Raw genomic sequence first — 12,604 nt, forward strand, 5'->3', positions numbered from 1 at the left:
AGTCTCTATTGTACCCCCCCCCCGGGATTTGTCAAGTACTTTTATAAATTTTTGTTAATTTTTTTCTGCTTATTCATTGGCATTAAACAAAACTTTTTTCCTAAACATCCGCTTTATTTTTTCCGAAAATCAGAACAAGGGAATCTTTTTATTCAGAGGGTGCAATATGAAGTCTATTGGAATAAAACTCGCAGACGGAACTTTCTATCCGCTTTTGGAAGAAGGAAATCCAGAAAAGAAAACTATTGACCTAACGACGGTCATGGACAACCAAACAAAAGTTCAGGTTGACGTATATAGAACAGAAACTGGAACGCTCGAAGGCGCAGAATATGTGGACACACTTGAAATTACAAATTTGAATCCGCATCAAAACGGAGAGCCGACTTTGTGCCTTGCAATCGACGTGGACAAAAACAACGAGCTTTCCGCAGAAATCCGTGACCTTGAAACTGGAAAGAAAAGCGAAATCCAAGTTACCCTCGCATCCCGCACTCATTCAGAGGCAAACCAGATAGAAAAAATTTCCCAGGAAGAAGATGCGCCAGTTACAATTTCTGACAGCGATCTTGCAAATGCCGGACTTGCAGATTTTGTTGCAGAGCAGGCAAAAAAAACAAATGACGACGACTTTCACTTTGACGACCTGAATAATTCTGAGCCGCAAACTTCACCAGAATCTTCTGCGGACGAAGAAATTTTTGGCAAGGACAGTTTGGACCTTCCAGAGTTTCCTTCAGATGCAAATGAAGAAATTTCTGCGGATTCATTTCTTGATGAAGAGGACGACAAAACTTTTGTGCCGGACAACACAAAGCTTCATCCTGAAATTGAGGAAATAGAAAATTTCGACACAGAAGTTTTTGAAGAGCCGGACACAAGCATTCAAGAAGAATTCACAGACGAGCCAATTGAAGCAGAAGAACAAGAAATTCCAGAGCAGGAAATTTCAGAAGCTCCTTCAGAAGACAATGTGATTGACGTTGACCACACGGAAGTTGAACTTCCAGATGACCAGACAGAAATAAACGACCTTCCGGATTTTGACAGCACAGAATCAGTTGAAGATGAAGAACCGAAAGAAAATGAAACTCAACTTTCAGAAGAAAGCAATGAGCTGCCTGATTTTGATGACACAGAATTTTCACTTCCAGATTTTGAGGATGAAAAAACAGAAGAGTCTCTTTCCGATGAGGATTTTTCTCTTCCGCCGGAATTTGACGATGAGTCAGAACTTCCGCAAGAAAACGAAGAGCAGCCAAAAGATCCAACGTTTCAGCCAAACACAAATATGTTCAGCAATCTTTATGACAAAGAAACAATGCAAGGCTCGTCATCTTCATATAGCGAGGAAGACGAAATAAAAAGGAAAACAAAAGCGCCTGTAATAATCTGCGTGGTCTGCGCAATAATTTGCGTGATTGCGGCACTACTTGTGCTTTTTGTAATTCCATCCAAGCTGAATATTTTTGGAAAGCACACTGAAAAAATTTCAGAACAGGAACAAGTAACAAATCTTCCTTCTGAAGAAATTAATCAGCAAACAGAAATTGCAGAGCTTCCGCCTGAACCAGAGCCAATTCCTGCGAAAGAAGATGAAATTGTAATTGCAGAAATTCCAGAAGCTGTTGTGCCAGAACCGCCAGAACCGGCTCCAGAACCAATTGAAGACATTCGCTACAAAATTGTCTGGGGAGACACTTTGTGGGACATTTCAAATGCCTACTATAAAACTCCTTGGAAATACAAGCGAATTGCAAATTATAACGGCATAAAAAATCCTGACCACATTATTTCCGGGCATTGGATTCTTATTCCGGCGGAGTAATTTTTTGGCATTTAGTTTTTTATATTATTGATGAAAAAAGTACGTGTATTTATTTCCTGCCTGATTGTCTTGGTGAGCTTTACAGGATTTGGATGCGCACAAAATAATTCTCTGCAAAAAAAATATGGACAAGATTCCGCATATTTTATGGCGCTTCTTTCTCTTGAAAACGGAAACCAGCGTCAGGCGGAACATCTTTTAAAGCAAGCTGAAAAAAAAGCGTCTCCATTAATTGCAAGACGTTCAATGGAAAAACTTTCGCAGCTTGGAAATGTTCAGGAACGCATAAACAGAAGCTACAGTTTGTACAAAAAATTTCCAGATGAAGAGACAAAACTTGCAGCCGCAAAAGAATTTTTTGAAAACAAGGAATATGCAAGAGTAATCCGCTTTACAGAAAAAATCGATTTAAAAAATTGCCTGAATGAAACCGCGTACTACAGGCTTTCTTCAATGCATAAAAAAAGCGACTCAAGATTCAGCAAGGAATTTTTTGAATGGTGCGTATCAAGAACATTTACAGATTTGCATTACAAGCTTTTTTGCGAAACATTCAAATCCGAAGAAACGGAAGAATCAAAAGTTATCCAGCTGCGTGCCGATGTCTTTACAAAAAATTATGTCGCCGCATATTCAAATGCAAAATCACTTCTTGAAAATAAAAAATTTCTTTTTCCGCAAATTTTAAGCGATGCAGGAAAATCATTTTTATACGGCTCAAACAGTTTTTTTTCAAATGCGATTTATCTTGATTCCATAAAAAACAGTTTGCCTGACGATTGCAAATTCTACGCAGACTTTTATTCAGGGCGGCTTTATGACAAAGCAGATGCCTACAAAACAAGAGCTTTAAACAGATTTGTTCTTGCAATGCAAGAGTCTTTGTCGGACGCAAATTTTGACAATGCGCTTTGGTATTATTTAAATTGCCTTTTAAGAATTTCAGTTCCAAAAACAATCGATGCGATTTCTCAATACAAAGATGAATGGAAAACCCCATCTTACTTTGATGATTTTTTTGAGACACTTTCTGTGAGGCTTCTTTCGCTTCATGCTTGGAATGATTTTTTTAAAACTGCAGATCTAATTTATGGAAAAGCAAGCCCGGAAATTTCTGCAAAGTATTCATATATTTCTGCCCGGCTCATTCAGGAAAATTTTATCAAGCCTTCAAAAGAAAAATCAGAAGAAGAACATAGGCTTTTTTCGCAGGCACTTCAAAGCGGAAGCGATTTATACTACAGATTTCTTGCAATAGAAAAATTGGAGTTGGACAAAACAAAAGCAGAAGAAATTATTTTTTCAGTAGGAAACAAAAAAGAAATTCAGCCGGACATTCAAGCTGAAAAACTTTTGCTTGGATATGCAGACTTCGGACTTAAAGAATTTATTTATCCTGAATACCAAAAACTTCAAGATAAAATCGGAATCGAATGCGCAGAAAAAATTGCAGAATTTCTAAGTCAGTGCGGAAAAGGACAAGAAAGCATCCGAATTGCTTCCAGACGATTATTTTCAAAAGATCAGCCTTTTCAAAAAAAACTTCTGGAACTTTCATTTCCGCAGTATTTTAAAGAGAGCGTTCAAAAATCTTGTCAGGATTTTTCGCAGCCGGAATATCTTCTTTACGGATTAATCAGAAGCGAAAGTTTTTTTAATCCAAATGCAAAAAGCAACGCCGGCGCAAAAGGACTTACTCAGCTTATGGAAGGAACCGCCGCAGACGTTGCACGAAAACTTAAAGTAGCGCAATTTGATTTAACAGACAGCGAGACAAATATAAGATTCGGCTCATTTTATCTTGAAGAACTCAGGCGCAGGCTTGACGGCTCTTCCATACTTGCAACTTTTTCTTACAACGGCGGAATTTCAAGAGTGCGTTCCTGGGTAAAAAGCGCGAACCTTGAATTCGGAACTTCAAATTTGCCAAAGGATTTATTTTTAGAAGCGATTCCATTTTCTGAAACAAGAGAATACGGACGCAAAGTTGTTTCCGCGGCGGCGATGTACGGCTATCTTTATTACGGACTAAGCACATCGCAAGTTGTTGAAGAAATTATGAAATGAAACTAGAATACATTGCGCTTTAAAAAGCTCTAAAAATATTTTTATTCTTTTTAATTTTATAAACGGAGACAAAATTATGACTGACCCGTTTGCACAAGTTCTGCCTCAGGCATTTCATTTTTCACATTTGCAAGGAACGCAGTTTGTTCTTTTGCTCGGAATCATCATGTTTTTTGGCGCGCTCGGCGGACGCATTTTTCAAAAGCTGAAAATTCCGCAAGTCGTAGGATATATTGTAATCGGAATTTTAATCGGCTCTTCTGGCTTTCAAATTTTGCGTCTTGAAACAATAATCGCATTGAATCCCGTAAATACAATCGCGCTTTCTCTAATAGGATTTTTAATCGGTGCGGAGTTAAAAATCGATGTAATAAAAAAATACGGCAAACAGTTCATTGGAATTTTAATCGGCGAATCTGTAACTCCATTTTTTGTAGTTGGAATTTTCGTCACGTTGGTCGCATACATTTTTATGAAAGATTTCAAGACCGCTGTTTCTTTCGGACTGATTCTTGGTGCAATATGCGCCGCTACAGCTCCAGCCGCAACAACTGATGTTTTAAAGGAATACAGAACGCGCGGACCTTTAACTACAACGACTCTTGGAATTGTTGCAATGGATGACGCAGTCGCACTGATTTTGTACGCAGTCGCATCTACGGTTGTTTCGCCCTTGCTTGGCGGACAAGGACAATCGTTTGGAATGCAGATGCTGAATATTGCAAAAGATATTTTTGGTTCTATCATAGCCGGAAGCATTTTTGGCGCGCTTGTAACTTTTGTTGTAAAAAACCTTATGAAAGATGAAGGCAGAGTTCTTTCATTCGGGCTTGGAGGACTTTTTCTTTCCACAGGAATCTGCATAATTTTAGGGCTTGACAATATTCTTGCTGCAATGTCCTTGGGATTTTTTATGGTAAATTTCGCACCTGCAAAAACACGCCCGATATTCAGCCTAGTTGAAAAATTCACGCCTCCGATTTACGTCTTATTTTTTGTGCTTGTGGGCGCAAAACTGAATATTTGGGTTGTTACGCCGGTCTTGGGAATTCTTGCAATTGTCTATGTTGCAGGAAGAACTTTAGGAAAATCAATAGGCGCACGTCTTGGTGCAAAGATAACAAAAGCTCCTCAGACAGTCCACGATTTTTTGCCATGGTGTCTTCTAAGCCAAGCCGGAGTTGCAATCGGACTCAGTATTGCAGCAAGCAACGATTTTGAAAATTCAATTGGTCCGTCCGTAATATTGATAATCACGGCGACAACTTTTATCGTACAGCTAATTGGTCCAGTCTGTGTAAAACATGGAGTTACAAAAGCCGGCGAAGTTGGTCTTGCCATAACAGAAGACGACATTTTAAAATCCTCAAAAGTAAAAGATGTTACTTGGGGAAGTGAAAAAATATGTTGCGCCGACAGCCATGCAATTGTCAGTGAAACAGAAAAAATTTGCCATATTCTTAAAAATTTTGAAACTCACCACAATCAGTCATTTGCAGTCGCTTCAAGTGAAACTGGAAAACTTTCAGGTATAATCACGCTTGAGCATTTAAAAGAAACTCTAATGATTGGAGAATTTGCAGACACGCTTCTTGCCATTGATATTATGGATAAGCCGATTTGCACTTGCAGCCCTGAAGATTCACTTCCTGATGTCTATAAAAAATTCAGCGACGCAGACACAGAATCAATGCCAATTGTAGACAACGATGGAAAGCCTCTTGGCATTATGGAAAAATTCGCCGCTGATCATTATCTTCACACAAGAATTCTTGAAATAAACCGCAAGCTCGAAAACATGGCATAAGCAAAAAAAACGAATCATTGCATAAATCTGCCAAATTTTGTATCTTTAGAAAAATAAAATTTTAGAGGTAGAAATGGCAGACGAAGCTCTCATTGCAAAAGTAAAAGAAACTTTGGAAGCATTCCGCCCGCAACTTAATGCAGACGGTGGCGACATGGAATTTATAAATATCGATGATGAAAATAAAGTTCATCTAAAACTCACTGGAGCCTGCGGATCATGTCCAATGGCAACAATGACTCTTAAAATGGGAATTGAACGCTACTTAAAAGAAACCTGCCCCGAAATTTCCGAAGTTGTACAGGACTAAGCAATGACAGTTGAAAATGACAAATATGTTTCTATCCATTATGTATTGAAAAATGATGAAGGAGCAGTCCTAGATTCTTCCACTGAAAAAACTTTGGATTATGTTCACGGACGCGGATACCTTCTGCCTAAGCTAGAAGAGCAGTTAACAGGAAAAAATCCCGGAGATAAATTCAGCGTAGTTCTTGAACCAAAAGACGGCTACGGAGAATACAGGAAAGAACTTGTTACAGATGTTGACCGTTCAAATTTTGAAGACGGAGTTCCTATAGAAGTTGGAATGGCTTTTCAGGCAATGACTGCTTCCGGACCGCAGATTGTGCATGTTACAAAAATCAGTGATGACAAAATAACAGTTGACGCAAACCACGAGCTTGCTGGAACACGGCTTCATTTTGAAGTTGAAATTGCAGACGTGCGCAACGCAACAGAAGAAGAACTGAATCCACCATCTTGCGGTTGCGGCGGAAATTGCGGTGGCGGCTGTGGAGGCGAATGTTCTGACGGAGGATGTGGCGGCTGCGATGGAAACTGCGGCTGCGAAAATTAAAATTTAGCAGAAACAGTTTCGATTATTTTTGCAGCGTTCGCTTCTTTTGAAGAGCCGGACATATCAATAACAACATCAGCTAGCTGTTCGTAAATAAGTTCACGTTCAATAAAAAAGTCATGGAAAATTTTTTTTGCATCGACTATTGAACGTGGATTTTTTTTTGCTATAAAAGCAGGAACATTTAAAAGCATTCCGTCTTGAGCAACAGAAATTTCCCTTAAAACACGAAAACTAGCAATTCTTTCTGGAGTCTTTAAAAAAACAAAAGTTCCTATTTTTTTTAAAATATCGAGAGCTTTTTTATTTGTGCAAATTCCACCGCCAGTCGCTATAACTGCATTTTTTTTAGCGGAAGAATTTATTTTTTCCTGCAAAAGCAAGCAAGCTTTTTGTTCAGCTTCCTGAAAACCTTCATTTCCAAGTTCTGTATAAATTTGCCTAGGAGTTTTTCCTGTCATTTCAAAAATCACATCGTCTGTGTCAAAAAATGGCACTGAGAGTTTTTTGCTTATTATGCGACCTTGAGTTGATTTTCCGCAATGCTTAATGCCCATTAAAATTATGCTCAATTTTTATCCCCGGTAAATTAAAAAAATTGCTGGGACTTTGTTTATAGGCGGCTCATTTGTTTTTTTCCATTCAGCAACAGAAAGCGTCCTGATAAATTCCTGCTCAGTTGTAAGACCGGCGGCGACACAAACCCGGGTTTCATTCCGGCAAGAATTTAAAATGGATTCCAGCATCTTTAAATTTCTATACGGAGCCTCTATAAAAAGCTGAGTCTGTTTTTCATTCCAAGCGCGGTTTTCAAGCTGCCTTATTTTTGCAGCACGTTCATTCGGCTTAACAGGAAGATAGCCGTTAAAAGCAAAACTCTGTCCATTCAGTCCGCTTGCCATTACAGCCATAATCATCGAAGACGGACCGGAAAGCGGAACAACTTTCAAGCCTTTTTTCTGCGCAATTTCAACAACAGTAGCTCCCGGATCGGCAACAGCAGGACATCCAGCCTCTGAAATAATTCCCATCGGCAGTTTTCTCTTTAAAAGCGGATCAAGATAATTTGAAATTTTTGCAAGGTCTGAATGCTCGTTTAGTTCAAGAAATTCCAGCGAATCAATATCAATAGATGAATCACTAAGCTTTAAAAAACGGATTGCAGAACGCCGGTTTTCAACAATGAAATTTTTTATTCCGAGGATAATTTTTCTGTTATATTCAGGAAGAACTTTTTGGTATTCAGTTTCACCCAAAGTTACAGGAATAAGATAAAGTGCAGGCTCAATTTTTTCCATTGCAAATCACCGTGTAAAAATTGAAATAAAACTTGCGCCGCCAATAAAAGTTCCAATGCTGCTTCCAATTGAAGACAAAAAGAAAACAAGCAGAACGCGAAGAATTCTATTTTTATAAAAGCCTTTTAAACTCGAAGCATCAGCCTGCAAATTTTCCATGTCTTCAACCGCCGGCTTTTTTACAAGAGCCTGAACAATTCCAGAAACAAATCCAATTCCAATAAACGGACAAAGCGAAGTAAACGGCGCTCCAACAGCAGAAGCTAAAATTGCAAGAATGTGTCCGCCTGCAACAGCAGCTCCAATAGCCGCAAGAATTCCATTCCACAAAACCCAGCTTCCAATCAAATCCGCGCCTTTTTCAATTCCGCCTACAATAAAGCCAGCAGCAATAAGTCCCAAAATCAAAATCGGAATTATCCAAGAAGCAACTTTTGCTCCAGCTGATTTTTCTGGAACTTTCTCAATTGCACTTACATCAGGAATTTCTTTTCCAGCCGCAATTTTTTCAAGATGAGAAGAAACTCCAGGCAAATGTCCTGCTCCTAAAACCGCAAGAATATTTTTTTGGGGACAAGACCAAATTTTTGAAGCAAGATAAAAATCACGTTCGTCAATCAGAACTTCTTTTACAGCCGGAAGATAAGACGAAAGTTCCTGCATCATTGTATCCATTTCGCTGGACTGCTTTAAATTTTCAATTTCAGTTTCTGAAACTTCTTCCTTGGAAAAAGCAGTGGCAATAAGCAGAGAAAGCAGTTTGCATTTTCCCATAAAAGAATTTTTTGCCCAGGCACGGCGCAACGTAACTGTTACAGGACGGTCAACCATTATTTGCGGAATTCCAAGCTCCTTAGCTTTTTTGATTGCGGCCGCCATTTCGTCTCCGGGCTTTATTCCAGCGTCTTCTCCCATTCGTTTCTGATAAGCTGAAAGGACAATGTTTGCAAGCAAAAGAAATCCTTGTTTTTTCTTGAGAATTTCAATTATGTCCATTTTTTTCCAGGACTCTTTATCCTCCATGTTTTTCAAGCGGTTTTCGTCAAGCTCAATTGCAACAGAATCCGGCTTCTGCTCTTCAATAGCTTTTTCAACTTCTGAAATACTAGCTTTTGAAACGTGCGCTGTGCCAATGAGAATAAATTTTCTTCCATTAAGCTCAAGAATTTTTTGTGTTGACTTGTTTTCTTCCATAAAAAATTATTTTAAAGGAACTTTTCCTTTTGTTCTCCATTCTGCCAAACGAAATTCAAAAAACATTGGGCTGTTCATGCTGACAACCTTTGCATAATATTCATTGGCAAGTTCTGTTCCACCAAACATATCATAAAAAAGCGCAAGATAATAGTACATTTTTCCCTGCAAATTTCTATTCGTCATTGCTGAAATTCTCTGCGGCAAAGGACGCTCTCCAGCCCTATCATGGAAAACCCGGAGCATAGAATATTCAATCGAATTTCTGTCCATTTTTCTAAGAACCTGATTGCTGAAATTTTTTGCTTCAGTTCCGTTGCCTTCTTTGTAATAGCAGTAAGTAATCATTAGCGGATAAGAAATATTATTCTTGTTGGAATCATAGCACTTCATAAAAGCTTCGCGCGCAGTTGTCCAATTTTCTTCGTGAAGGGCAAGAATTCCAAGGCTTTCGTAAGCGTAGTAATAATTTGGATTCAACTCAATGACTTTTTTGTAGTCTGCCATTGCCTTTGCAAAAATATCCTGCTCATCATAAAGCCCCGCTCTGTATGCGTAAGCTAAAAAATAATCCGGTTCAATTTCGATTGCCTTTGTCCAGGCAGCTTCAGCATTTTTATAGTGCCCAAGATAACGCTCGTACATTCCGTAATCCATGTTGCATTCATAGTTTTCAGAATCTGTATCGAGAGCCTGCTTTGCATAATCAGAAGCGATTTTATATTCATTTGCAGCGTATGCAAGTTTTCCTAAATACAAAAAAGCCTGAGTGTTTTTCGGGTCAATCTCAAGAATTTTTTTGAAAGTTTTTTCAGCTTCATCATCATTTTCAAGATAATAGTCGCATTGTCCAGCACCGCGCAAAGCATCAATATTTTCAGGCTCGCGGACTAAAGCTCTTTTATAATAAATTTTTGCCTGCTTGTAGTTTTTCTTTAAAAACATATCTTCGCCAAGCTCCACATTTGCGGCGGAATTCAGCTTGTCTTTTGCCAAAAGCGAATTGACTTGTTTTGCACGCTCGGCATTGTCGCCTTTCATTTTTGCAATTGCAACCGCAAGAGACGCAACATCATCATTCTGTGGATCACGTTGTGAAAGTTCATTGCAAAGAGCCTGAGCCTCATCAAGATTTTCCGCGCTCACATTTATCGCAGCCTTTAAAAAAAGCAAATCAAAATCATCCGCATATTTCGCCGGAAGCTTGGTTTCATAAAGGGAAAGAGCCGCTTCTGGTCCGTCTTTGTTCAAAACCGACTGCAAATCTTCCATAAAATCAGTTTTTGAATATTCAGCTTTTTTCTTTGTTTCTGATTTTTTTTCAGTTTCAGCAGCTTGAGCCGGCTCTACAGGTTTTTCAGTTGAAGCGCAAGAAGAAAGCCCCATGCTCAAAATAACAGCAACTGCCACAACAAGAACAACCGCAGCCAAAAGCTCCGTCAATGTAGTTTTTACCGAACTTTTCATAATTCCTCATATTCCAGAATGCTTATTGCCTTTTACACTTTTTAAATATAAAATAGCAAAGTTATGCGTAAACATCCTGTAAGAAAGTTTTTTGGACTTACACTCCTTTATTCAGCTATTATTGTCGGCATTTTTGTTATTCAATTTAAGTCCAACTCTGTATTTTCCAAATCTTTGGGAGACTTGAATTTTTCAATTTCCCAGATTCAAACAGAAAACAACGGGACAAGTTTAAAAAATCAAATAAAAGTATCTTTTAAAGGCATCACATTTTCAGCAGACGACAAAAATCCGGTGACTGCAAAAGATTCTAACGGAAACTTAAGGCCTCTTTTCCTTGAATCCTATGAAGAGCTGGCTGATTCCGTGGAATTTTCGTTTAACGGAGGCGCGCACATAATGTTCCGCCAAATTCAGGATGAAGAAAATTCAGCTGCGCTTTCGATTCTTGCAGTTCCGCCTGAAAACTGCACGGAAATTTTCCTTCCATATAAAATTGCGCAAACTTACAGCACAGAAAATGTTTCGCCGACAAACATTCTTGTTACTTCAAAAGACGGAATTTTCAGTTTTACCTCCCACGGATTCAGCGCGGAAAAAATTGCATTTACAAAAAAAGATTCCGCGGCGCAATATTCGCATTACAATCCTACAAAAAAATTCACATTTGATCTTGTTGCCGACCTTAAAGGAACCAACGACAGCGAAATCAAGGAGCTTACAACAAAAATCCGCTACAGCCTTGTTGAAAAAATTCAGTCTGCATTGGCGCAGGCAAAAATCGACTCGCTTTCGGAAATAGACATAACGGCTTATGTTGCGGAACTTGCTTCACAAGGAAAATACAATCAGGCAATCGATTCAATTCCAGACTCGTTCAAAAAGGGAAACAAACGCACTTACATTTCTTCTCCGTATTTTGACAATCTCGTTTCAATGAGCAGAAGCCTTTCAGTTCAAACTGAAAAATATGCGTCTCTTGTGCAGTCGAATTCGGCGGAAGTTTTTACAGTCGAAGGAATTTCCGATTATATTTTGCGCGAAAAAAAATCTCTAGCAATAAAAAATCTCATAGAAACTGTTTCAAAGGCAAGCGAATTTTCTCCGTTTCAGGCAGCCGGAATTATAAGTGTCTATGCAAACCTCAAAAACAAAGACTCCGCGCTCGTTCAGCCGCTTGAAGCCGTACTAGAAAACTGCGTAAATTCAATTCAGGAAAACTGCAAAATTGAAAATGGAATTATAAAAATTCAAAAAGATGCAGAAAATTCAATGGATATTTATGAAACGGTCTTTACTGGAGACGCTTTGCAAAAACTTGGAAACTTGCAGAAAAACAAAGTTCTGGTTCAAGCCGGAAATTTAATGATTTATTCAAGCCTTTCTGGAGCAGACGCAAGCATAAGGACAATCGCAAATATTTATCCTATTATAGTAAAAAATAATTATTTTTATCCGCACACAGAAATTCTTGGCTGGTACGGAAACACTTGTGTTTGGGCATGGACTTGCGCGAAATCGATTTTTTACACGCAGGAACCGGCAAACACAGCAAATATTTTTATAGACTTCCCGTTGTCGCTAACGCATTACATTATGCTGAATGGAATTCCTAATTTCCACGGAAAAATTGAAATCCAAAGCCAAATGTTCAGAACTGACCCGCGTTTTGAAACTTACAATTCATCTGGCTATGTTTACCAGAATTCTTCACGCTCGCTATTTATAAAATCGCGCCATAAGTCAAAAATGGAACTTATAAGGCTTTTCTATGATGTCCCAAGAACTTTTGAGACAACCGCAGATTTGTCAAAAGTTCCACAGCTGCCAAAACCGCCAGCACCAGAGCCTAAAAAAGCAGAGCCACAAGCACAAAATCCAGTTTCCGCAGAAGAAAATCCACCGGAACTTTCAAATTCTGAAAGCAACGCGGCGAATTTAATTTCCGAAGAACAGTAAAAATTCTTTGCCAATCTAAATCCTCGAAACTGAAGCGAAAAAAAATAAATTTTTTCACTATTTTTTGTCATTTTAAAGAAATATGTGCTATAATTACCCAAAATGCCGTTATATCAACTTTTTGA

Annotated in this window: 10 protein-coding genes; 6 read left to right on the forward strand and 4 right to left on the reverse strand. The window is 38.6% G+C overall.

All coding sequences use genetic code 11. From position 1 onward, the window contains the following. Positions 1-166: 166 nt before the first annotated feature. The 5 genes from B4C08_RS01530 (at position 167) to B4C08_RS01550 (ending at position 6,561) form a co-directional block, all read left to right on the forward strand. Positions 167-1,828, forward strand: a complete 1,662-nt coding sequence (locus B4C08_RS01530; RefSeq protein ID WP_296662280.1) for an Hsp70 family protein — start codon at positions 167-169, stop codon at positions 1,826-1,828. 30 nt (positions 1,829-1,858) lie between these two features. Beyond that, positions 1,859-3,895, forward strand: coding sequence for a flagellar assembly lytic transglycosylase (locus B4C08_RS01535; RefSeq protein WP_296662281.1), 2,037 nt, complete (start codon positions 1,859-1,861; stop codon positions 3,893-3,895). 76 nt (positions 3,896-3,971) lie between these two features. Then, on the forward strand, positions 3,972-5,702 hold the full coding sequence (locus B4C08_RS01540) for a cation:proton antiporter (RefSeq protein ID WP_296662282.1): 1,731 nt from the start codon (positions 3,972-3,974) through the stop codon (positions 5,700-5,702). 73 nt (positions 5,703-5,775) lie between these two features. Then, the gene (locus B4C08_RS01545; protein WP_273353452.1) at positions 5,776-6,012 is read left to right on the forward strand and encodes a NifU family protein; all 237 of its coding nucleotides are present in this window, start codon (positions 5,776-5,778) and stop codon (positions 6,010-6,012) included. 3 nt (positions 6,013-6,015) lie between these two features. Further along, the gene (locus tag B4C08_RS01550; protein WP_296662283.1) at positions 6,016-6,561 is read left to right on the forward strand and encodes an FKBP-type peptidyl-prolyl cis-trans isomerase; all 546 of its coding nucleotides are present in this window, start codon (positions 6,016-6,018) and stop codon (positions 6,559-6,561) included. Here B4C08_RS01550 and B4C08_RS01555 read toward each other — a convergent pair. The 4 genes from B4C08_RS01555 to B4C08_RS01570 are packed head-to-tail and all read right to left on the reverse strand — an operon-like array spanning position 6,558 to position 10,520. After that, on the reverse strand, positions 6,558-7,133 hold the full coding sequence (locus tag B4C08_RS01555) for a shikimate kinase (protein WP_296662284.1): 576 nt from the start codon (positions 7,131-7,133) through the stop codon (positions 6,558-6,560). The two genes, B4C08_RS01550 and B4C08_RS01555, sit on opposite strands and share 4 nt — an antisense overlap. Positions 7,134-7,136: 3 nt before the next feature. Then, positions 7,137-7,859 (reverse strand): SAM-dependent methyltransferase, encoded by a 723-nt coding sequence (locus B4C08_RS01560; protein ID WP_296662285.1) that lies wholly within the window; start codon positions 7,857-7,859, stop codon positions 7,137-7,139. Positions 7,860-7,865: 6 nt separating this feature from the next. Beyond that, on the reverse strand, positions 7,866-9,053 hold the full coding sequence (locus B4C08_RS01565) for a TraB/GumN family protein (RefSeq protein WP_296091802.1): 1,188 nt from the start codon (positions 9,051-9,053) through the stop codon (positions 7,866-7,868). Positions 9,054-9,059: 6 nt separating this feature from the next. Further along, complete coding sequence (locus B4C08_RS01570; protein WP_296662286.1) at positions 9,060-10,520, reverse strand: tetratricopeptide repeat protein; 1,461 nt, start codon at positions 10,518-10,520, stop codon at positions 9,060-9,062. 63 nt (positions 10,521-10,583) lie between these two features. Between B4C08_RS01570 and B4C08_RS01575 the strand changes: the two genes are divergently transcribed. After that, positions 10,584-12,479 carry a hypothetical protein gene (locus B4C08_RS01575; RefSeq protein WP_296662287.1) on the forward strand — a complete coding sequence of 632 codons (1,896 nt, stop codon included), beginning with the start codon at positions 10,584-10,586 and terminating at the stop codon, positions 12,477-12,479. Positions 12,480-12,604 lie beyond the last annotated feature (125 nt).

Source organism: Treponema sp. UBA753, assembly GCF_002297325.1.
In the GTDB taxonomy this organism is placed as follows: Bacteria; Spirochaetota; Spirochaetia; order Treponematales; family Treponemataceae; genus Treponema_D.

What these genes read in the sequence shown, in the direction of transcription:
- B4C08_RS01535 (WP_296662281.1), top strand. Translation starts at nt 1,859, where the DNA reads ATGAAAAAAGTACGTGTATTTATTTCCTGCCTGATTGTCTTGGTGAGC.
- B4C08_RS01560 (WP_296662285.1), bottom strand. Translation starts at nt 7,859, where the DNA reads ATGGAAAAAATTGAGCCTGCACTTTATCTTATTCCTGTAACTTTGGGT.
- B4C08_RS01550 (WP_296662283.1), top strand. Translation starts at nt 6,016, where the DNA reads ATGACAGTTGAAAATGACAAATATGTTTCTATCCATTATGTATTGAAA.
- B4C08_RS01570 (WP_296662286.1), bottom strand. Translation starts at nt 10,520, where the DNA reads ATGAAAAGTTCGGTAAAAACTACATTGACGGAGCTTTTGGCTGCGGTT.
- B4C08_RS01545 (WP_273353452.1), top strand. Translation starts at nt 5,776, where the DNA reads ATGGCAGACGAAGCTCTCATTGCAAAAGTAAAAGAAACTTTGGAAGCA.
- B4C08_RS01565 (WP_296091802.1), bottom strand. Translation starts at nt 9,053, where the DNA reads ATGGAAGAAAACAAGTCAACACAAAAAATTCTTGAGCTTAATGGAAGA.
- B4C08_RS01575 (WP_296662287.1), top strand. Translation starts at nt 10,584, where the DNA reads ATGCGTAAACATCCTGTAAGAAAGTTTTTTGGACTTACACTCCTTTAT.
- B4C08_RS01530 (WP_296662280.1), top strand. Translation starts at nt 167, where the DNA reads ATGAAGTCTATTGGAATAAAACTCGCAGACGGAACTTTCTATCCGCTT.
- B4C08_RS01540 (WP_296662282.1), top strand. Translation starts at nt 3,972, where the DNA reads ATGACTGACCCGTTTGCACAAGTTCTGCCTCAGGCATTTCATTTTTCA.